Genomic DNA, 22,577 nt, shown 5'->3' on the forward strand with positions numbered 1-22,577 from the left:
TGATTGAAAACGTTTACAAGTTGTACTATTAAAAAAACAGAGAAAACGTTTGCCCTTATCTCTAAACCTTCTTCATACCTTCATTATAAATCAGGGAGAAACGAATCGATTCTGGAATTTTTTTAAGGATAAGGGTAATTTTTTGCGGTCTATACCATAATCACATCAAAGGAGGTAGTTCTTTTGGATGATAAATCGTCCTTTATTAGAGGTTCGCATTCGTTCACGTTTCAGTTTTTACCTGAAACCGGCTTGCTTAGCTTATGGAACATTGGTTGGGAAGTAAGAACAGACCCCTCTTACTATTGGGATGGTCGGACTAGACTTGTGGATCATAACACATTAATTTTCCAATACACGATTTCAGGAAAAGGGATCTTAGAAATCAATAATCAAACCTATACGATTAATCAGCATGAAGCATTTATTATTTCCGTTCCTGGTAATCATCGCTACTATTATCCAAAAGATGCGACAGAACCGTGGGAGTTTATTTATATTGCATTACAAGGACCGACTGTAGAAGATATCTCGACACGTTTAACGAAAGAAACCGGACCTATTGTCGAACTATCTCCGGACTCCTATTTAATTCGTTCGCTTTTTTCCATTTACAATGAAACGAAAGCCGACCGACTTCGAGACCCTTATCAAGCCGCAGCACATGGCTATCAATTTTTACTCGAATGTTTTCGGACACTGCACACGAATACACCAAAAGGAGACTCTTATTATTATCAACAAGCTTTCGCATACATCGAATCAAATTTTCATAAACAAATTTCGTTAGACGATGTTGCGGAACAAATTGGGGTATCACGTTATAGCCTCACACGATTATTTAAAAAACAAACGGGCGCTACGCCGATGGAATTCGTTCGTGAACTTCGTATTCGTAAAGCGTGTGCAATGTTAATTCATACAAGTCGCCCTATTAAAGACATTTCATGTGAAGTCGGCTTCCTTGACGTAAATTATTTTCATAAAGTATTTAAACGTTACACTGGATCCAATGCTAGCTTTTTCCGAAAAAAAGGAGACTTCTCGCAAATTTATTTACGGAAAACCAAAGGAGAGTAATATTACAAACGTAACAAGCGAATGTCTTTTTTCGTAATACTGTTCAAAAAAAACGGAAAAGCTTCGGCAATTAACCGCACGTTCATAAAGGTCTGTGTAAAGTCCTTTGAAACCCTTCTCATATGCCATTTTTTACGTATACTAGCTTTTACAATGAACGATTTGATGTAAAGGTGGTGTGCGAAAATGGACAAACGGATTCATTGGATTGATGCAGCGAAAGGCCTTGGAATTATTCTCGTTGTGATGAGTCACGCGCCTATAAACCCAGAACTAAAGGCTTTTCTATTTGCTTTTCATATGCCATTATTCTTTTATTTATCAGGAGCTGTTTTTAAACCAAGCAAACAATCATTCGGATCATTTATAAAGAAAAAGGCAAGGGGACTCTTGTTTCCATACTTCCTTTTCTCTGCAATGACGTATATAACGTGGTTTTTCATCTTTCGTCACTTGTCGTTTACACCTGGCGAAAATGTCGATCCTTTAAATCCTTTCACAGGGATCTTCTTATCAACACCTGAAAATTATCAATTAACCTACAATCCTGCCATTTGGTTTCTCACATGTTTATTTCTTGTTGAGCTCTTATTCTTTTTCTATCATCGTGTCAGCCGGGGCAAGTGGATTGGACTATTTTTAATGACAGCAGCAGGGTTAGGCTATGCTTCTACCTTCCTTAGTTTTTCACTGCCGTGGAATGGTTTTGTCGCCCTTACAGCGGTTGTCTTTTATGGATTAGGATTTTTAACGAAGCACTTGTGGAAAACTTTTTCTTGGAAAGTGGTAATCCCACTATCCTCTGCCCTGTTTACACTTATGTACTTCATTCAATCTGTTAATGAGCGAATTGATATGCGCGGGAATATACTTGGTGAACCATACGTGTTTTACCCAGCCGCACTACTAGGGATGATTGCCTTTCTATTCTTTATCCAAAAGGTGCAGCACTCAAGGTGGTTATTATTTTTAGGTTCTAATTCGATCGTCATCTTACTCGTGCATATGCCTCTACTGAATACGGTTCGTGCTTTGATGCACTACGGCTTTGGTGTAAATCTAGATACTGCAAACACATTGCCTTGGACGTTTCTATTTACAGGCTTAACACTTGCCTTAACCATCCCGTTTATTTATTTCTTTAATAACCATCCATGGTTTCTCGGTAAAAAACAGCCTAAAGCTAAAAAAGAGAAGCGACCGTCTCCAAGGGTTTCTTTTCACGAAAAAGCCGTACCTTAATCAAGGTACGGCTCCATGTTTTCCATTTCTTTATTCAACTGGCCAACTCTCTTGTTTATACGCCATCTCCCAAAACATATACTCATAGCGACTTGTATTCATAAAGATTGCTTCTAAGCGATTAAGCTCTTCTTCTGACTTAGACTCAGCAAGGGCGTCTAGTGTCTCAATAAGCCAGTCTGCAATTTGACCAAATTCATCCGAAGAATACATGCGCACCCATTCTCCATAATATTCATGATCTAAGGCGCCTGGAATTTTTGCCAGCTCAAGACCGATTTCGTAATAACTCCACGCGCAAGGTAAGATAGAGGCAATCAGCTCTGCTAACGATCCTTTTTGGGCTTCAGCTAGCATCGCGCTGCTATATGCTAATGTAACAGGTCCAGGAACTGTAGCTTCTAGCTCCTCGCGACTAACGCCAAGTCGCTCAGCATATGAACGGTGTAGTTCCATTTCCGTATTCAGCGTTTCATCTAATGCGGTTGCAAAACCGGACATGGTCTTTAGATCAGGGGCTAGCACCGTACCCATCGCCATGACTTTCGCATACTCAATTAAATACTTATAATCTTGTTTCAACCAATGTTGAAACGCTTCTTTGGGCAATGTACCGTGACCAATTCCTTGGACGAAAGGATGGTTATGGCTAGCCGTCCATACAGCATCCGCGTGTTTACGAATTCGTTGCGTAAATGACATAAAATCGCTCCTTTAAGCTCCATTTAAAAAACCACTTTCTTTGATTAGGAAAGTGGCTTCACGTCATTGATGGACGAGCTGGCATACACTTCCCTACGCTAGTTCAAACTAGATCAGGTGATAAGGGTTAAGGTCTACTGCCTCTCTCAGCCAAAATGGCACCCCTAGTGGTCTTTTATTCTCTTTCTCCTATCATAGATGAACGGCAATATTTGTGCAAGAAAGACGCGGATCGTTCTCCCTAGCAAAAAACAAGCTTAGCGCATAACGCTCCCGCCAGAAATTTTCACAGACTCCCCTACGATATTTTTGGCTGCATCGGTTAAGAGATAAACAATCGTATTGGCTACTTCTTCAGGTTCTGTAATTCGACCAGACGGCAAATTTTGTTCAACTTCATTTAATTGTTCCTCATAGGAGCGCTTGTTTTGCTTCGCTTTTCGTTCAATTGCACCTTTGCCCATCTCTGTATTAACAAAACCTGGACAAACCGCATTGACGCGCACTTGATTTTCAATCGCTTCTAAGGCAAATGATTGCGTGAACCCAATTAAGGCAAATTTACTACCTGCATAAGCGGAATTTCCATACGTTCCTCTTAAACCAGACAACGACGATACATTCACAACCGCTCCTTCTTGCTCTTGTTTCATCGATTGATACACTTTCTGGGTTAAAAGAATAAGAGAGGTGAAGTTTGTATGCATGATGCTTGTCATCGTCTCTTCGTCCAACTCTTCCACAATCGCTCCACCGCTCATTCCAGCAGAATTCACCAGTCCAAAAATCGGGCCATGTTTCTCAATCGCTTTTTCAACGAGTTGATTTCGCTCATCTTCCACATTTAAATCTGCTGGAACGATTAAAATGTCTTGATATTCTTTTTGTAGTGCGTTTAATTTCTCTTCGTTTCGCCCGGTAACTGTTACTTTAGCGCCTAGTTTAGTCAGTGTTTTAGCCGTAGCTGCACCAATACCACCAGTGGCTCCTGTCACCAAGATGTGTTTGTCCTGTAACGCGTCATTTGCAAAAACCATTGTGTCACTCCTCGATTCATCTTTTGTTCTTTAATAACCGTTTCAGCTTCTTATTAAACGAGTGAATTTCATCTGGAAACCTCCTAACAAAAAAAGAGTTCCCAACGATTAGGAAACTCTCTCGATAATGGTGCTTATTCCTAGCCCTCCAGCGATACAGAGGGTAATGAGCGCATAAGTCCCTTGTCTTCTCTCTAATTCATATAGAGCTTTTGTTAACAAAATTGCCCCCGAAGCTCCAATTGGATGACCTAAAGCAATGGCTCCCCCATTTGGGTTTAATCGCTCATCATCCATATCCATTCCCCACTCTTGTAAAACAGCAAGGGCTTGCGCTGAAAATGCTTCATTTAATTCGATTACATCTATGTCTTTAAACGTTAAGCCTACCTGCTTCAAGGCTTTAGCTGTTGCTGGAACAGGACCAAGTCCCATCTCTTTTGGAGAGACGCCAGCCGCCGCTTGTGCGATAATTTTCGCTCTTGGCTTGACTGATAATTGCGTTAACCCTGTCTGTGAAGTTAACAAAATCGCAGCAGCTCCATCGTTACGACCTGAGCTATTCCCAGCCGTTACTGTGCCACCTGTTTTGAAAACAGGCTGTAAGGTTGCCAATTTCTCAATCGGTGCTAGGCGAGGATGTTCATCGTCTGAAAAAAGAAGTGTGTGTTTCTTTTGCTTTACTTCAACAGGCGCAATCTGAGACTGAAACCGTTCTTCTTCAATCGCATGGGCTGCTTTTTTTTGACTAGAATACGCAAACCGGTCCTGATCCTCACGGCTAATTTTATATTTTTCTGCTAAGGTTTCTGCAGTAAAGCCCATCGTAAATTCACCGTATTGCTCTTTCGGTTGTGAACGTGGTTGACTCTCCGTGTTTGGATCGAGCAATACACCATTGCCTGCTCCTAACCCGAAACGAGCACCACGCAGATAGTATGGAGCTGTACTCATACTTTCAACCCCACCAGCAACAACAACATCTGCAAGCTGACTCATAATTTGCTGGGCCCCACTATTTACTGCTTGAAGCCCCGACCCACACTGCCTGTGAATCGTATAAGCAGGAATGGCTTCTGACCAACCTGCCTTTAACAGCCCTATCCTTGCTACATTCGGCGAATCAGTACTTTGTTTTCCTTGACCGACAATGACTTCATCGACGGCATCTACCTTTCCATCGACTCTTTTTACGAGCGATTCAAGCGCGTGGGCCAACAGTTGATCATCATAATGCTGGGCTAGTGAACCGCCTATTTTTCCAATAGGGGTTCGAACAGCTTCGACAATGTAGACGTCATTACCTTTCGTCATACGTATAAAACCCCCTTCCAGACTTTCGGCCAAGCCTTCCTGCTTTCACGTACTTGACGAGAAGAGGACAGGGACGATACGTTTCCCCAAGTGTTTCATATAAATAAGTCATATTCCGCAAGCGTGTATCGAGTCCGACTAGATCCGCTAATTCTAATGGTCCCATTGGGTGGTTTAACCCGAATTTCATCGCTTTATCCACATCTTCAACAGACGCAACGCCTTCCATGACAAGATTCATTGCTTCGTTTCCGATTAGTCCATTCATTCGACTCGTCACAAAACCTGGAAATTCATTCACTTCAACCGTTTCTTTGTTTAGCGTTTCTGCCACTTGTTTCACTTGCTCAAACGTCTCGTCTGATGTATCCAGACCTCGTATAATTTCGACGAGTTTCATTTTGTGAGCAGGATTAAAGAAGTGCATGGCAATGCATTTTTCTGGACGCTCGGTTTGTGCGGCTATTTCTGTTGGGCTCATCGTTGAAGTATTTGTTGCAAGAATCGCATCTTGTTTGCATAATCGATCAAATTGTTGAAAGAGCTTTATTTTTAATGCGATATCTTCAAGAACGGCTTCAATCACGAGATCGGCATTCTTGCATGCGTCTTCTAACGATACCGTATATGTGACACGCTGGGTGATTCGATGTACATCGTCTTCTACAATCTTCCCTCGCCGCAAGGCTTTCTCCGCTTCAGTCGCGATAAATTGTTCCGCATTCGTCAACGCTTGTTCTGATTGATCTGTGATAATAACGGGAAATCCATGTTGAACGGCAGTATAAGCAATACTTCTGCCCATAACACCTGCACCAACAATTGTTACTTGTTTCATTTGCTATTCCTCCGTTTCTCTTCAACCAAGCCACGTTCTACGACATAGCGCATTACGTTTACAACTCGCTCTGGTGTGGGATAAACGGGAAATTGATGTTTTTGATAAAGCGCCATTGCCTGAGGGGCGATCATGTCTGCACCCAGTCGGCCAACGACAATCGGTTTATTGGTTGATTCAAATACATCTAGGATGGCTTGTGCAATGACGGTTGCACCTGGATCGGCATTCGTTGTTAACATCACAATCACGGCATCAATGTCAGGATCTTCCGCTAGCGCTTTCAATACTTGTTTAAACATCTCTGGTTTCGCAATGACCTCAGCAGTCACATCAACTGGATTTTGCGGAGACCCGAAAACAGGGATTAACGAACGAATTTCTTCCATTGATTGGCTTAAGGTCGGTACTTCTAGATGCTTTTGCGCACATAAATCCGCAATCACGCTACATGCCCCACCAGAAGCGGTCATAATGCCAATTCGATTCCCTTTCGCTAGAGGCTGAATAGCAAGCGCACGAGACACATCGATCAAATCATCAATTTGCTGCACACGAAGAATGCCATGCTTCTTAAAAAAGGAGTCATACACATCGTCATCTCCAGCAATCGAACCAGTATGAGATTGCACTGCCCGTTTCCCTACGTCCGATTTCCCCGTTTTGTAGATTAATACTGGTTTGTTGGCATCGGCCGCCTTCTTAGCAGCTTCTTCAAACGCAGGTCGATTTTTCAATCCTTCCATAAAAGCCGTAATGACTGAAGTTTGTTCATCCTCTGCTAATTCTTCAATAAAATCGGCTATAGACAAATCGGCTTCATTCGCAACACTAATCCATCGACTAAACCCTGCCCCTTGCTCCCAAGCACGGCTTAACAATGCACTCCCCATCGCCCCACTTTGCGATATAAAGGCGACACTTCCCCCACGCTTTACATTTGATTCCAATGCAGCACCAAAAGCTGTGTAGACGTGAAGATCAGGACTTGCAATGCCAATTGAATTAGGCCCGAGTAGACGGATGCCTCCCTGTCTAGCAAGAGCAAGAACCTCTTCTTGCAGCTGCTCGCCTTTTTCCCCTATCTCTGCAAAACCAGAAGAATAAATAATCGCTGCTTTTATCTTTTTTTCAATACATTGTCTCATAACGTCTGGTACAAACGAGGCTGCAACAATGATACAAGCTAAATCAACTTGTTCATGAATTGCCGTTAATGATGGATAGGCTTTATACCCTTTAATTGAGTCTGCTTTCGGGTTCACTGGATAAAGTTCACCTTTATATCCATTTTCCACAATGTAGCGGAATAATCGTCCTCCATTTTTCTTTTCATCTGTTGAAGCACCGATCACTGCAATTGATTGAGGATTAAGCATTTGTTGTACACCATCGCGAGACTGCGGTACATGTTGAACATCTAGTTTGGCCCCAAAGCGAATGCGAACATCACAAATTGTACCCTTATGTGCTGTAAACTTTACGGGATTCAAATCCAATTCTTCTAAGTTTGGATAATCCGCTACGAGCCGATTAATCGCTAAACAAATGTTCTTTAACTGCTGAAATGGAATGCCCGCTTGTTGTCGATAACCAGCTAACAATTCATAGCCCTTTAACTCTTGCACCATGTCGTCAACCTCTTCTTCCGTAACAGGCAACATCCGCATGGAATAGTCTTTTAATAATTCAACGAGGGTGCCCCCCATACCAATCATTAATTGATGACCAAAAACAGGATCCTGCTTCACACCAATTAATAATTCGATTTCCCCTTGTGCAAGTGCTTGGATCAGTACACCATCAAGAACTACGTTTGCATCATATGTCTTCGCATTAAGCTCAATCTGCTTATACGCTTCATGGAGTTGAGTTGAATTTTGAACACCCACTTTCACAATTCCTGCTTCTGTTTTATGCGTAATCTCTCTAGACATCCCTTTCAGTACAAGTGGGTAGCCAATTTCATTTCCTGCTTGGACTGCCTCTGAAGAGGTCTTTGCTAAAACAGAAGAAGGGAGTGGAAACCCATACTCCCTTAACAATTGCCCTCCTTCAAACTCCGTTAAAAATCCACTGCTTTTACTTGTATCAATCATTTCCTTATTTGGCACCGACTTTCTCACCTCCAGATTGCTTATTTCGTTGACTGAAGCGCATGCCAAACACTTCTTCAGCAATTTTATTTTTCAGCATTTCTGGTGTACCACCCGCAATCATCCAGCCACGTACCCGACGGAAAATATACTCAAGTGGATAGTCTGTTGAATAGCCATACCCTCCAAAAATTTGTACCGCTTCATGAGCGACTTCAAAAGCCGATGTGTTAATGAACGATTTTGCCATTGAAGCGTCAAGAGGACTAACCTCTCCTTCATCAGCATTTGTCGCTGCACGATATAAAAGCAAACGCCCCGCCTCAAGCTTCATTTTCATTTCAGCCACTTTCCACTGAATCCCTTGAAATTCAGCAAGTGGACGTCCAAACTGCTTTCGCTCTTTCGCATGTTCAACTGCTAAGTCAAACGCCGCTTGCGCTAATGCGAGCGAGCGAGCAGTATTGCCCATTCGTTCGATATTAAAGGTTGAAAACAAACGTTTAAAACCATTGTCTGGAATTAAAATATTGTCAACATCGACTTCACAGTCTTCAAAATACAGCGCACAGTGCTCCTCTCCAGACATATGCGTTTCCGTTTTACCTACAGTGAAACCAGGGGCATCCCGCTCAACTAGAATAGCACCAGAACTTTTTACATCATCCCCAAAGCGCACCCATACAACATAATAGCTATTATGTGGACCGTGGGTATTAAACACTTTTGAACCATTGATGATAACTTTATCCCCTTTTACTTCTGCTTTTGTTTGTAGATCCGTTGTAGCTGAGCCTGCATTCGGTTCTGACATCGCAACAGAAATGAGTTTCTCACCAGCCAAAATGCCAGGCAACACTCGTTTTTTTAATTCCGGCGACCCATACGCAGCCAACTGTTTAATCGCTCCAAAATTTCCAACTTGCAACATATCAGCAGTGCTTGGGCATACTTTCGCCACTTCTTCCATCACAATGATTGACTCCATTAAGCCCATGCCTTGACCACCTTCTTCAACAGGTAAATTCATGCCCATTAAGCCGTGATCGGCTAGTGCCTTAGCATTTTCCCAAGGGACTTCATGATTGTGTACCCACGTATACGCTTTTTCAGCAAACTTCTCTTTTGCAAAGTTTTTCGCCCATTTTTGCAATTCCATTTGATCTTCTGTTAATTTAAAATCCATCTTACTCGCTCCTTCTACTCACAAATTTTCGTTATGTCTAATTAGAAGCAAGAAGTATGCCAACCTGATGTAAAGCAGTTCATCAACTCTTTTCAAAGTGCAAAAGCAACCATTTGTTCATTTTATTAACGAATCGTTTAACTTTCGAACTCCATGTTTTAACGGCAGATGAGGTGTTCTATTCTTGAACATATGTTTTATTTTTCAACGCTATGGTTTGTTTTAACGCAGCAGATTGCTGAATCGTCAGCAAGACCTCCAATGTTGCTAACGCATCTTCACCTGTTATGATCGGCTGGACGTCGTTTTCAATCACGTCTAAGAAATGATTCCACTCCGCAAAGAAGGGATCATTTTTCTTAACGGAATGCGTCTGTTTTTGTAATGGATGGGCCCACCCATATGCATCCTCACTATACGAATAGTGTTCCATGCTTGGAAAAGAAATGCTTCCTTCTGTGCCGAAAAACGCGTAACAGTCAGCTTCGTGATGGTAAAAGCGATCATTTTCGTTCAAATTGAGATCGTACGCCCAAGGAGCCGGAATTCCATCTGTAATAAAATAGGTCACAGTTGCTCCGTCTTCAAGTTCCAGTAAGATGGAGGCTGAATCCTCAACTTGATTGCCTCTAATCCGATTGCGACTAGCAGCATACACATTCGTCACTTCTTTTCCAGTAACAAAACGGAGCGTATCGATATCATGAATGCTGTTAATTAATAGCGGTCCACCACCCTTTTCGACTCGCCACGACTCATTGAAGTACGCTTTATCTTTGCATAACGCACACGTCATCGTCACAGCCACAAGTTCTCCAATTGCTCCATCTCTTATCAATCTGCGCATTTCAAGAACATTTTTAGCTAAGCGACGATGGTGACCGACGAGCAAATGAACGTGATGACTCTTGCATAGATCGATCATCGCCCTTCCCTCTTCTATCGTTGGAGCAATAGGTTTTTCAACAAGCACATGAATACCGAGCTTTGCACACGCATCAACTGCTTCAAGATGGAGCTGATTTGGCAATGTAATAATTGCACCATCGAGCTGATTTGTTTGTAGAAGCTGCTTATAGTCTGAATAGATCGGCACCCCAAGCTCATTAGATCTCTGAATCGATTGCTCATCGTTGCCAGCTACCGCCACGAGCTTCACCCGGTCTGATTGAACCATTTGACTAGCAAACTTATAGCCGTGATTTAATCCAAGAACAGCGACTCGCATCATTGTTGATCACCATCACTTGAATAGACTTTTATCGCCACAGAAATAAATTTTTCTTCTACATACTCGTCAATGCCGTGACCACCTTCTCGGCCTAACCCACTCTCCTTCAATCCTCCAAAAGGAGCTTCAACAGTCGATGGTGTGGGATCATTAATACCAACAATGCCATATTCAAGTTGTTCTGAAAGTCGGTACATTCGAGATAAGTCGTTTGTATAAGCGTATGAGGCAAGACCGAATTCAAGATGATTCGCTTTGGCGATCACTTCTTCTTCTGTTGAAAAACGCATCAGGGGTGCGACAGGACCAAATGTCTCGTGAACTAAAATATCCATTCCTTCTTTTACATCTGTTAGGACAGTCGGCTCATAATAAGCACCATTTGCGTACTTTCCTTCTGTTAATTTCCGACCTCCGATTTTAACGGTCGCTCCTTTTTTTCGTGCATCCTGTACTTGTTCATCAACCTTTTGAACAGCATCATGGTTAATAAGTGGACCAATGCGGCTGCCTTCCTCAAAACCATTGCCTACTTTCAAAGCTTTGACTTCTTCTAAAAAGCGCGTTTCAAACGCATCATAAATATCGTCTTGAATGTAAATTCGGTTTGCGCACACACATTGTTGCCCAGAGGAGTTAAATTTTATGGTCAATGCCCCTTTTACAGCTAATTCGAGATCTGCATCATTAAATACAATAAAAGGAGCATGGCCTCCTAGCTCCATTGATAAGCGTTTTACAGTTTGAGCAGAATCTCGAATCAACTTTTTGCCAACCTCTGTTGAGCCAGTGAATGATATTTTTTTGATCGTACGACTTTCCATCATCGTGTTTGAAAGTTCACTTGCTGGACCAATGATTAAGTTAACGACACCTTTTGGCACACCGACTTCAGCTATAATTTTCAGTAGCTCAATCGCACTACACGGAGCTTGAGAGGAAGGGCGCAAGACAACGGTACATCCCGCTGCAAGAGCAGGAGCTAGTTTTCTAGCAATCATTGAAAGTGGGAAATTCCAAGGCGTAATGGCACCAACAACTCCGAGTGGTTGCTTAATTACATGCAGGCGCTTCCCTGCTTCTGCCGATGGGATTGTCTCGCCATACACCCGTCTCGCTTCTTCAGCAAACCACTTGAAAAAAGTGGCTGATTTCGCAACTTCCCCTCTGGCATTAGCTATTGGCTTGCCCATCTCACTACAAATCACTTGCGCAAGCATTTCCTTTCGTTCTTCAATACTTACTGCAACCCGCTCTAAAAACTGTGCACGCTCAACCGCTGGTCTTTTTGACCACATCGCAAACGCTGTTTCGGCTGCGTCAATTGCCATAAGCGTTTCTTCTTTTCCTACTAAACCAACCGTGCGGTAGACTTCACCACTTCCAGGATTGCGTACATCTAACGTTTGTTTCGTTTCAATCCAATCGCCGTTTATAAACATGGTCTCGCTCCTTCTATTTAAAATTCAATTTGGACTTTTAATGTTGTAGGCGATACTTGCATGCGCTGAAACCCTTCAGCCAGTTGCTCCAATGGGAGTCGATCTGTAATAAGCGGAGCCAGATCAAATTGTTTTTGCGCGACTAGCTCAATGGCCTCTTTGAAATCTTGATGGGTGTACGCTCTCGTACTTTTAATCGTTAACTCTCGGTTTTGCATCGCCAATAAATCAACCGGAGCAGGTTCTTTATATAAACTAATGACAAGTATCGTTCCTTGCCGTTTGATAATTCGTGTCATTTGCTTTGCTGTATGAACCGTTCCAGCAGCCTCAAATACAACATCCGCACCAAATCCGTTTGTATCCGCTAGAATTGCTTCTTCAACATCTCTTTGCTTAGCGTCAATGGTAAGAAAGCCAAGATCGTTCGCTACTTTTAAACGATAGTCATTAATTTCTGATACATACACCTTTTCAGCACCAGCTTGCCTTGCCGCCATTGCTAGTAGCAATCCTATTGGACCGCCACCAAGCACAACGACAACATCCCCTTGTGCGACATTCGCTTGTTTTACGCCTCGAACGGCTACAGCGACAGGCTCCATTAAAGCGGCTTCATCACTAGGCATTTCTTGCGGAACCGGATAAACGGCTTCGATTGGCGCAACCGCATACTCTGCAAATCCACCGTTTTGTTCAATTCCTATGACTCTTGAAGACAAACAAACTTGCGTCTCCCCTTTCATGCATAGCGGACATGTTCCACAACCTAACATTGGTTGAATAATAACTTTCTGACCAATATTAATAGAAAGACTCGGGTCTTTCTCTACGATCACTCCGCAAAATTCATGCCCCATTACGAGAGGCGGTTTTATACGATGAGCCATTTTCCCAAGATAAATCGCTAAATCCGTTCCACAAAGACCTGCATGCAAAACCTTGATGAGCACTTCACCTTTGCCAATAACAGGGCTTGATATCGATTGTTTAGTGATTTCCTTTCCAGTAAATAAAGCAGCATCCATTTCTGTCTTCATTTCATCACTCCTTCAAGCTGATAATTTCCTTTTGAAATTTGTGCAATGAGTTGATGCACTCGTTCCAATCCAAGACTTGGCTCACATTGAATCCGTAGTTTTTCTTCTAGTTCCGTTGTCGAGAGCGGGTTACTCGGCTCTCCTAATGGTTGCCTGACACGACGTTCCAGACGTTTTCCATTATTCAATTGAATCTTCACAATCGCTCCGCGTTCTTTCGGATAAGTGGCTTGCGCTTCTTGATCCACAAACACGGAAATGTTTTTCATAAGTTGTTTTACATCAGCTGATTGATTGGCCGGTGTTAACGCCTCTACCGTAATGGTCGATGATTCACAAGCCGCTGCGACCACGAAAGGTAAGCTCATTTGCGCATCTAACAGCGTTGTACAAGTAGTATGATCGTGATAGCTGGCAATTTCATAAACCCCTATTTCCATCGAACGAATCTGATCGATCGAGAAAGCTTCTCTCTTTTTCAGTTCAAAGACAGCGTCGATCGCTGAATGCAGATGGCGACAGCACGGATACGGTTTAAAATAGACTTCATGGATCTTCCACCCGTCTGTTTCGGCCATCGTTCGCTGATTTCCATTTCCAAACACATGGAAAAACCCGTTCTCATTTTCAAATCCAGTCTTCGGCCCCGTCAGTCCAGCTCTCGCTAAACCAGCAGCCACAATGCCATCGCGGGCAGCTTGACCAGCATGGATACGTTTGACCTCGGTTCCACTCCCTAAAAAAGCGAATGTCCCACCAGCAAAACTAATCGCAATGGTCAGCGCATGCTCTAACTCTTCCGCGTTGTATGACTGTAAGACACCGACTGCTGCACAAGCCCCAAACAGACCAGCAACCGACGTATTGTGATAGCCCTTTTTTCTCGACGATGGATGAATGGTTTCTGCTACCAGAATGCACGTTTGGTATCCAGCGATAATAGCGCTTTGAAAGCGCTCCACTGACACGTCTTCTTGAGAAGCAACTGCCAACAGAGCAGAAAGAACAGGCGCCCCTGGATGAACCGAACCCTTTGTATGACCATCATCTAAATCCAACGCATGAGCAGCAGTTCCATAAACAAACGCAGCTTCACTAGGAGGGAGCGTCAAGTCTGAGCCCACAAGCTCACATCCTCCTAATACGCCGCTTGTTTTGTAATATTGTTGGACTTGCTGTACGACATCTGTATTTAATCCGGGGATAAGTGCCGCATAATAATCCAGAACAACACGATTAATCTGCTCCCTCATTTCCTTTGAATGATTCTCACGACAGATGTTGCTTATCTGATTTGCTAATTGTTTCGCAAAACCCATTTGATCGAATCCTTTCTAACTCGTTTTTTGCATCCGTTCCTGTTCTGCTTTCCAATTGGCAGGCGGTCTGACGAAGAACATTAAGAACATTCCGATAAAAGCGATGCCAGCTGCGACAAAAAACATTGAATTGTACCCATATAAAGCGACTAAAATACCTGTGGCTGTCGGTGCAATAATGCTGGCAGATGTGATAATGCCATGTGTTAATCCACTAAATGTGCCAACGGTTCGTTTAGAAGAAGCATCCAGAACGATTGACCAATATACAGCTTGCGGCAATGAGTTTATCGCGTTTCCAATCGACATGAGCGCCAACACTACCCATGCATTTGGTGCAAATGGAATAAAAACAAAGCAAATGGCCGTTAAAAGCATACTTGTGATAATGACACCAGGCTTCGCAATTTTGAAACTACCTGTTTTTTGCAATAAATACTGGGATAGCTTTCCACCTAAGAAGACTGTAAAGACGGCACCTACCCACGGGATCATGCCGACATACCATAATGAACGAAGCTCAAAACCATACATTTGCTGAAGATAGAGTGGAGTCCACGTTAAGATAAGAAAATTAATGTAGTTAAAGCCAAAAAAAGAAGCCGCATTTAGAACAAGAGAAGGGTGCTTAAAAAATTCAAACCAAGCTGTCTGCCCTTTTTGAACGTCTTCAGGCTCATCCTCCACCTGATCTTTTCGAATAATCGCTAGCTCTTCTTTTGTCACAAAGCGATTATCTTCCGGCATATCCGTGAACAATTTGTTCCAAACCACAACCCAAATCAACCCGATCACACCTAGCGAGATAAACATCCAGCGCCAATCTGCAATAGATAATAATCCAACCGCAACTGGGGCTGTTAACATTGCACCTAATGGGGTTCCGATTAACCCAACTCCTACGTAGAAGGTACGATCTTTTGTTGGAATCCAGTTTGCAATTGTTCGGTTCATATTGGCATACACGGGTCCCTCTGCTAGACCAAACAACACTCGACAAAGTGCAAACCCAGCTACTGCTGAACCAAATAGCCATACCCCAATTTCTCCGGCAAAGGCTGTTGCGATTGCAAGTAGCGACCAAGCCGTACAAGCAAAAATCCAAACAAACTTTGGTCCTTTCTTGTCAGCTAGGGCACCACCTAAAAACGTCCCGACGATATAGCCATAACCAAAAAAACCTAAGACATAGCCCCAGTCAGACGCAGACAGATTAAATGCATTCATAATCGGTTCTGCAGCGTAAGCAAGCGCACCACGATCAATGTAGTTAACAGCAATAATAAAAACCATGACACTCATCATAATTTTCCGGTAAGCAAATTTTCGTTTCACTACGCTTCCCCCTACGCCTTGTTAGCGCTTACAAATTTTACACATCTTCATTATTTTCTAGAACTCTCGTCGATACGAGAGCTCTAGAAACGATTACGCTTGCAACAGAGACGACTGACGATTTTCCCCAATAGTAGATTGCATAAAAACGAGCTCTTCAGCTAATCGCTCAATGCGCTTTAATACGTCTGGATCGATTACTTGATTCATCTCATCAAAATGTTCACTATTTGCATAAATATAGCTTGGTGCTGTGAATGCACGAAAGTAACCTGCGATTGGTTTTAATTGATTTTCAATGACCAAATAGTGTTGATACGTTCCTGCAGTCGCAATGAACCCCATCACTTTATAGCGAAACGCTGATACAGGCGCTAAGTCAAACAGATTCTTAAGTGCGCCAGTCATCGATCCTTGAAAAATAGGTGTGCCAATTAGGAAGAAATCTGCTGAACATATACGTTGAATAACGTCTTTTGTGTCGCCTTCATACGTACTAGGATCTCGGCCATCGCAAAAATCAAGTTGATAGTCTTTCAGATTCAGGATCTCTGCTTCTACTTCTGGATGTTCCGCTTGGATTCGCTCCACTGTTTTCTTTATCATCGCTAATGTTTTTGATCCTGTTATCGTGCCCGATATCGCCAAAAGCTTCATGATTGCGCCTCTCCCTTTTTTACAGATTAAATCGTCACTTTACGCTGATGCTTCATTCGTGGAACCACTTCTTCTTTCAGTAGACGAAGAGAGTGATTAAATTTAGCCCGATCAGGTCCATAATCATAACCAGTAACAAGCAACGTACCAAACCCTCCTGAAGCTTCATACAATGTATCTAGCTTCTTTGCGACGGTTTCAGGTGAACCTACATACCAATAATGGTCAATTAAATATTCTGCTGTTACGTCTTCATCAGCAACACTGTCATCGTGTTTAAACTTAGACAGCATTCTTCCTTTTTGATACAAATAATAGAAATATTCATTAAATGAACGACCCATCATCCCGTTTAGCGCTAAATCTTTTGCCTCTTCATCTGTATCAGCTACAAGAACATGATGAGCCACTTTCCAATCGTCTCGATTAGCTGTTTTACCACTTGACGCCGCTCCTTCTTCAACCGATTCCCAGTGAGACGCGATGCTTCGTGGCGTGACGTTTAAGCTCATTGGCAAAAAGCCGTATTGTCCCGCAAGTTTTAACGTACTTGAATTTGCACTAGATCCTGCAACCCCAATCGGCGGATGAGGAGTTTGGTAAGGTTTAATATGCAGGTCAAGTAGTCCGTTTAAAGCAGGTTCAGGTCGACTTGCTCCCCAATACTTACCTTTATAACTAAAAGGCTTTTCCTCCATCCAAATTTTAAACATAATTTCAAGGGCTTCTGCCATCATTTCCCGATGTTCACCAGCTTTGCCGTCCACATTGAACATTTGCCAATCCGTTGGGACCGCACCTGGTGCTACCCCTACCATTAATCGCCCTTTCGCTAAATGATCTAAATACGCTAAACGCTGCGCTAGTTCAACCGGATGATGATACGGCAATAAGTGAGCACCTGCGGCTAATTTAATTTGATTTGTTTGCATTAGCGCTTGTGCAATAACAAGGTCAGGAGAAGGAATCGGCTCCCATTTCGCTGTATAATGCTCACCAATCCAAGCTTCTTCGTATCCTAATTGATCCGCAACTTTAATCATATCAAGCACCGTTTCTGTCGCTTCATACAGTGTTGCTTCTGGATCTACTGTTGGCATTAAAAATAATCCTACTTTCATTTTCGCGTCCTCCTTCTTATCTCACACCGAATTACGTATCTTCTTGCAAGACTTATGCCAAACCATGATCGCCTTATTTAAGGGAGTCATAGATTGAGTAAGCGTCCATTATTAAAACGCTTACATAATTTACTGTACAAAATATTAACTTCATGTTCCCAATAACTTATAGGTGGCTTTTCCGTATACAACCATTTGCCCTGTTTCATCATAAATTTCTGCTGTTCCAAAAGCCATTGAGCGGCTCTTATGAATGAGACTGCCTTTTGCAATGAGATGCGTCCCTTTTCCAGGTTTTAAATACGAGACGTCAAGGTCAACGGTCGCCGCCGCTTGCTCTTCTGACAAGGTCGAGCGAATGGCTGAACCGACTGCCGCATCAATTAATGTTGCCAATACACCACCATGAGCAGATCCACGCCGTTGCAGAAGCTCACCTTTTAAGGGCAGCTCAAGTACAGCTTTTCCGTCTCCGATTTGTTTTTCTTCCATTCCAAGATAATCCCAAAATGGACTCATTCCTTTTTCTGTTTTTCTCATGGCGTTACTCCTCTGCATGATACACAATCATTTTGTAGTCCACCATTTCTTGGATCGCATAACGCGGGCCTTCTTTTCCAATCCCACTCTTTTTCACACCACCGTAAGGAAGGTGATCTAAACGGTAATTCGATGTACTATTAATTTGCACACCGCCAACATGTAATGCAAGCGATACTCGGTGCGCAAGCGCTAATTGATTTGTAAAAAGCCCCGCCTGCAAACCATAAGGGGATGCATTTACTTGTTCAATCACATCGTGAATATCGGTGTACGTTAACAAACAAATGACCGGTCCAAAGACCTCTTCACAAACAACGCGACTATCAAGAGGGGGATCAATGAGTACAGTCGGCTTCACTTGTGCCCCACTCGCTTCACCGCCAGATAGAAGCGTCGCGCCACCGTCTTGTGCTTCATGAATCCATGTTAAGATCCGTTCTGCTGATGCTGGAGAAATTAGCGTTCCTACGTCTGTTTTTGCATCCATCGGATCTCCGACTTGAAGCGTACGAATTTCTTTTTCGATCTCTGTTAAAAAGACGTCCTTCACGTTTTCGTGAACATAGATACGCTGCACTGATATACAGCTTTGGCCAGCGTTACTAAATCCTGTGCGCACGCATTGTTTTGCAGCTTTTTCAATAGGTGCATCATCATGCACAATCGTCGCTGCATTTCCACCAAGCTCAAGAAGAACTTTCTTTATACCTGCAACTTTACAAATTGCTTCACTAGCCGGAACACCACCTGTAAAGGAAATTAATGCTACTTTATCGCTTTTGACAATCTGTTCTCCTACTTGAGCGTCGCCAAATAAAAGAGCGACTCCATTTTTAGGAAACCCCGCCTCAAGAAGGATAGCAATCAGTTCTTTTGCGATACGAGGTGTTTGTTCAGCTGGCTTATAAACAATTGTATTTCCCGCTGCAAAAGCAGGACCGATTTTATGGCAAGCTAAATTAAGCGGCGCATTAAACGGGGTAATCGCAGCAATTGTTCCAACCGGTACTGGATACGTGGATACATAGCGTTGTTCGCCTCTCGTCGAGACATCTCCAGCCATGGTTTCTCCAACAAGTCGATTGGCTTCTTCAGCGGATAAACGAAACGTTTCAACCGAACGGCTTACTTCATCCATACTGTTTTTAAGCGCCTTGCCCGTCTCCATTGTAATAATTTCTGCTAATGACGATTGATTCTCATTTAATAAACGAGCTACCTCCATTAAAATCCGATAGCGTTCATAAGTTGGGAGACTAGCGACTTCCCCTTGTGCATTCAGTAGTGTTGTTAGTGCGAGCTCTACATCCTCTCGACTTGCATAATAAAAATTTGACGTTCGTTCACCTGTGTATGGATTCAGTTGTTCCACACATTTCCCTTTTGAATCTGTGCGCCATTTGCCTGCAATAAACGAGTACAAGTTCATCATTTTCTCTCCCTATCGATTAAAGACCGGAAATCGTTTTTCTTTAAAAGCTTGAACACCTTCTAGATGATCCGTTGTGTTTCTTAGCATGACGTGCGCCTTTTTTTCTTGCTCCATTATTTGTGCAAATGCTTCTTGATGTAGTTGGTTCATGATGAGTTTTGATTGGGCAAACACGTCTCTCGGTCCTTCAACAAGTGCTTTCGCCAATTCATACGTCACCTGTTCCCCTGACCCATCCTCCACTAGCTCATTGATCATCCCAAGTTGTGAAAACGCCTCGGCAGACCATGATCGATTGCCCCACAATATCTCTTTCGCTTTCCACGGACCTACTTGCTGGCATAAATGATAATGTAGCCCTAGATCAGCTACGAGCCCTACTTGTTTAAAGGAAAAGTGAAAGGTCGTGCTCTTTTCTGCTACCACTAAATCACACGCCAATGCAAGGCTAACGCCTGCACCTGCAACGGGCCCGTGCACCAAAGCAATCACTGGCTTTTCTAATGACTGAATGAAATTAATGATTGCTATTGATTGATTCATATTTTCGTTGATTCCTTTTTCGCTATACGGAGCTTCCATCGCTTTGACGTCTCCTCCAGCACAAAACCCCTTCCCATTTCCAGACAAAACAACGACTCGAGTTTCTTCACACGTTTTCAAATCTAAAAGCGCTTCTTGAAGTTCTTGCTTTAATTCCAGCGTCAATGCATTTCTTCGACTCGGATCATTTAATTGGATAAACCCTATGCCATCACTTTTCTCTACAATGATTCTTTTACTCATAGGAACCTCCTTTACAAGCGTCTCTTGATTGGAAATGCAAGTTTTGTGCCAAAGAAAAATGCACGTACCTATGCACCTGCACTTCATAAGATGTTTCGTTTTTAACCACAACCGTTAAATCTCTGAACACTCTCGCTTTATTCATGTGGTTCATTCAATTTTTTCCATAAAGTTGTTCGGCTTATCTTTAGCTTTTCAGCCACAACGGTTCGGTTTTGTTTATATTTACTAAGCATCCAATCAATAATCTGTCGTTCCATTTGATCCATTGACCCTTCGTCTAACACCACATCGCCTTGTTGACGGTTTTCCTGTTCGCTTTCTCCCCCTGTTTCATTTAAAACATCCTTCATAAAAGCAGACTCATTCGTAGAATATTTTAAACGGATTGCTAATCGTTCCAAGACATTCTCAAGCTGCCGAATATTCCCCGGCCAATGATACGACTGCAAAAATTCTTGCAGTTGTTTTGATAAATGCTTCCAAGTAATGCGCTCTTGTCGCTGTTGGAGCAGGTAATCCACTAGTACCGGTATGTCTTCTTGCCTCTCTCGAAGGGCAGGTAGTTCCAGGCGGAGAACACCAATCCGAAAATAGAGATCAGAACGAAATGCACCTTCATTAACCAATTCCCAAAGATTTTTATTCGTTGCTGCCACAACACGAATATCGACTGGCACCATCCGATCTCCACCTAATCGCATCACCTCTTTTTCTTGTAGGACTCTTAAGAGTCGAGCCTGTAAATTTGGTTCCATTTCCCCAATTTCATCTAAAAAAATGGTTCCTTTATGAGCAAGCTCAAATACACCTTGTCTTCCCCCTTTTTTTGCTCCTGTAAATGCTCCCTCGACATAGCCAAACAATTCACTTTCGAGTAATGTTTCAGGTAAAGCGGCACAATTAATGGCCACAAACGGTCCATCTTTTCTTGAGCTTGCATTGTGAATCCCTTGCGCTACTAACTCCTTCCCAGTGCCGCTCTCACCATAAATTAAGACCGTAGAATTCGCTGCAGCATATTGCTCCGCCAGTTGGACAATATCGTTCATTTTCTCCCCTTTGTACTGAATATCTGCCAAAGATACTTTCGCTACAAGCCCTTTTTTATGTAGATCACGACGGATTTTGCTTTCGAGTTCTTGAATTTGATGTATTTCTTGGCATGTGACCACTGTTCCAACACGTAGACCATTTACAAAAACCGCTTCATGTTGGACGAGTAATTTCTCGAACGTCATTCTTCCTTGACCAATGTACAAATCTTCTTTTTCTAAAAGTGTGCGTAGTGGCTTACACGTAATTTGCTGAGGCTGTTTTTTAAGAAGTAAGTGTGCTTTCACACCAAAGATTCGCTCCGCAGCTGGGTTGCATACCTCGATTTCCTTTTGTTTATTTAAATAGAAAATCCCCTCTTCTGACACATGTACGACTGCATTTAAGCGTTCGGTGTTTTCTTTTATGGTGTAAGAATTCTCTGCAGCTTGTTTGGCTCGTAAAAAAGAACGACGAATGGTTCGTTCACTGGTAATAATGTGCATACTCTTCATGCCATAATCACTAGCAAGTTGCTTCACACGAATGCCACCACCAACAATGACATCCATGCCCATTTCTTTCGCGACTTCAATTTGCGCAAGCAACGTTTCCTGCGTAGTATACGGAAGCAAGGTGACGTTGAATCCAATCATCGCTTCAATCTTCTCAAAGTTGAATTGAAACCCCGGCTCTTCAAAATTAATATAGCAAATGTTTTCGCCTTCTTTTTTTGCTTGAAGAAACGATTGAATTAAGTCAAAATCACTGGATTCACTATAAATAAGCGGGACGTTTACAACGTTTGCTAACATTTTTGCCGTACCAGCACGACTAATTACCACATCATAACTTCCGTTCGCCAACAATTCTTGTACGGGCTCTACCGCTTCATCTAATACGCCTTCCACGACCGTTACGTTGTATTGTAATTCTTTAGCAAGCCGGTGAATCATTTCCGTCATTTCTGGATAACCCGACGTCATAATCATTCTAGATTCATTCATTTGCATACCCACCTCACTTATTGAACCTTTAATAAGTTAAGATTAACGCAAATAATCAAACTTTTCATCGTTTTTTGCTATATTTTAGAAAACGTCGTTTGTTTTTTAAACAACATGAACGGTTTGTAACTGGA

At 42.6% G+C, this 22,577-nt stretch carries 19 protein-coding genes and 1 riboswitch; of the genes, 2 read left to right on the plus strand and 17 right to left on the minus strand.

Going from position 1 to position 22,577, the window contains the following annotated elements; all coding sequences use genetic code 11:
• Positions 1 to 183 precede the first annotated feature (183 nt).
• Both ACE1TH_RS14450 and ACE1TH_RS14455 read left to right on the plus strand, forming a co-directional pair.
• Positions 184 to 1,080 carry an AraC family transcriptional regulator gene (locus ACE1TH_RS14450; protein WP_099303695.1) on the plus strand — a complete coding sequence of 299 codons (897 nt, stop codon included), beginning with the start codon at positions 184 to 186 and terminating at the stop codon, positions 1,078 to 1,080.
• Between the two features lie 186 nt (positions 1,081 to 1,266).
• Entirely contained in the window at positions 1,267 to 2,322 is a 1,056-nt protein-coding gene (locus ACE1TH_RS14455) for an acyltransferase family protein (RefSeq protein ID WP_255223898.1), read from the plus strand.
• A gap of 30 nt (positions 2,323 to 2,352) precedes the next feature.
• On the opposite strand, the gene tenA is transcribed toward ACE1TH_RS14455, so the two are convergent.
• The 17 genes from tenA to ACE1TH_RS14540 all read right to left on the minus strand — a co-directional run bounded on the left by tenA (position 2,353) and on the right by ACE1TH_RS14540 (position 22,443).
• Positions 2,353 to 3,024 (minus strand): thiaminase II, encoded by a 672-nt coding sequence (gene tenA / locus ACE1TH_RS14460; protein WP_099303699.1) that lies wholly within the window; start codon positions 3,022 to 3,024, stop codon positions 2,353 to 2,355.
• A gap of 73 nt (positions 3,025 to 3,097) precedes the next feature.
• Positions 3,098 to 3,200, minus strand: a riboswitch (TPP riboswitch).
• An 81-nt stretch (positions 3,201 to 3,281) separates the two neighbouring features.
• Positions 3,282 to 4,061 carry an SDR family NAD(P)-dependent oxidoreductase gene (locus tag ACE1TH_RS14465; RefSeq protein WP_099303701.1) on the minus strand — a complete coding sequence of 260 codons (780 nt, stop codon included), beginning with the start codon at positions 4,059 to 4,061 and terminating at the stop codon, positions 3,282 to 3,284.
• A 108-nt stretch (positions 4,062 to 4,169) separates the two neighbouring features.
• Entirely contained in the window at positions 4,170 to 5,375 is a 1,206-nt protein-coding gene (locus ACE1TH_RS14470; protein ID WP_099303703.1) for a thiolase family protein, read from the minus strand.
• Complete coding sequence (locus ACE1TH_RS14475) at positions 5,362 to 6,213, minus strand: 3-hydroxyacyl-CoA dehydrogenase family protein (RefSeq protein WP_375079334.1); 852 nt, start codon at positions 6,211 to 6,213, stop codon at positions 5,362 to 5,364. Before ACE1TH_RS14475 ends, ACE1TH_RS14470 begins: the two co-directional genes overlap by 14 nt.
• Entirely contained in the window at positions 6,210 to 8,327 is a 2,118-nt protein-coding gene (locus ACE1TH_RS14480) for an acetate--CoA ligase family protein (RefSeq protein WP_099303707.1), read from the minus strand. Before ACE1TH_RS14480 ends, ACE1TH_RS14475 begins: the two co-directional genes overlap by 4 nt.
• Entirely contained in the window at positions 8,317 to 9,495 is a 1,179-nt protein-coding gene (locus tag ACE1TH_RS14485) for an acyl-CoA dehydrogenase family protein (protein WP_375079335.1), read from the minus strand. Before ACE1TH_RS14485 ends, ACE1TH_RS14480 begins: the two co-directional genes overlap by 11 nt.
• A gap of 178 nt (positions 9,496 to 9,673) precedes the next feature.
• The gene (locus tag ACE1TH_RS14490; RefSeq protein WP_375079336.1) at positions 9,674 to 10,726 is read right to left on the minus strand and encodes a Gfo/Idh/MocA family protein; all 1,053 of its coding nucleotides are present in this window, start codon (positions 10,724 to 10,726) and stop codon (positions 9,674 to 9,676) included.
• Complete coding sequence (locus ACE1TH_RS14495; RefSeq protein ID WP_375079337.1) at positions 10,723 to 12,168, minus strand: NAD-dependent succinate-semialdehyde dehydrogenase; 1,446 nt, start codon at positions 12,166 to 12,168, stop codon at positions 10,723 to 10,725. The genes ACE1TH_RS14490 and ACE1TH_RS14495 overlap by 4 nt, the downstream gene beginning before the upstream one ends.
• Positions 12,169 to 12,185: 17 nt before the next feature.
• Positions 12,186 to 13,208 (minus strand): zinc-dependent alcohol dehydrogenase, encoded by a 1,023-nt coding sequence (locus tag ACE1TH_RS14500; protein WP_375079338.1) that lies wholly within the window; start codon positions 13,206 to 13,208, stop codon positions 12,186 to 12,188.
• The gene (locus tag ACE1TH_RS14505; protein WP_375079339.1) at positions 13,205 to 14,527 is read right to left on the minus strand and encodes an MmgE/PrpD family protein; all 1,323 of its coding nucleotides are present in this window, start codon (positions 14,525 to 14,527) and stop codon (positions 13,205 to 13,207) included. The genes ACE1TH_RS14500 and ACE1TH_RS14505 overlap by 4 nt, the downstream gene beginning before the upstream one ends.
• A 15-nt stretch (positions 14,528 to 14,542) precedes the next feature.
• Complete coding sequence (locus tag ACE1TH_RS14510; protein ID WP_255223905.1) at positions 14,543 to 15,862, minus strand: MFS transporter; 1,320 nt, start codon at positions 15,860 to 15,862, stop codon at positions 14,543 to 14,545.
• A 93-nt stretch (positions 15,863 to 15,955) separates the two neighbouring features.
• Positions 15,956 to 16,519, minus strand: a complete 564-nt coding sequence (locus ACE1TH_RS14515; RefSeq protein ID WP_099303719.1) for an NADPH-dependent FMN reductase — start codon at positions 16,517 to 16,519, stop codon at positions 15,956 to 15,958.
• Positions 16,520 to 16,545: 26 nt separating this feature from the next.
• Positions 16,546 to 17,640 carry an LLM class flavin-dependent oxidoreductase gene (locus ACE1TH_RS14520; RefSeq protein ID WP_375079340.1) on the minus strand — a complete coding sequence of 365 codons (1,095 nt, stop codon included), beginning with the start codon at positions 17,638 to 17,640 and terminating at the stop codon, positions 16,546 to 16,548.
• Positions 17,641 to 17,790: 150 nt separating this feature from the next.
• A complete protein-coding gene (locus ACE1TH_RS14525) occupies positions 17,791 to 18,180 on the minus strand; it encodes a PaaI family thioesterase (RefSeq protein ID WP_375079341.1) in 390 nt (129 codons plus the stop codon).
• Between the two features lie 4 nt (positions 18,181 to 18,184).
• Complete coding sequence (locus ACE1TH_RS14530; RefSeq protein ID WP_255223908.1) at positions 18,185 to 19,615, minus strand: aldehyde dehydrogenase family protein; 1,431 nt, start codon at positions 19,613 to 19,615, stop codon at positions 18,185 to 18,187.
• A gap of 9 nt (positions 19,616 to 19,624) precedes the next feature.
• Complete coding sequence (locus tag ACE1TH_RS14535; protein WP_255223909.1) at positions 19,625 to 20,401, minus strand: enoyl-CoA hydratase/isomerase family protein; 777 nt, start codon at positions 20,399 to 20,401, stop codon at positions 19,625 to 19,627.
• 137 nt (positions 20,402 to 20,538) lie between these two features.
• Positions 20,539 to 22,443, minus strand: a complete 1,905-nt coding sequence (locus ACE1TH_RS14540) for a sigma-54-dependent Fis family transcriptional regulator (RefSeq protein WP_255223910.1) — start codon at positions 22,441 to 22,443, stop codon at positions 20,539 to 20,541.
• Between the last annotated feature and the right edge of the window lie 134 nt (positions 22,444 to 22,577).

It is taken from the genome of Shouchella sp. JSM 1781072 (assembly GCF_041949915.1).
GTDB lineage: Bacteria > Bacillota > Bacilli > Bacillales > Bacillaceae_D > Shouchella.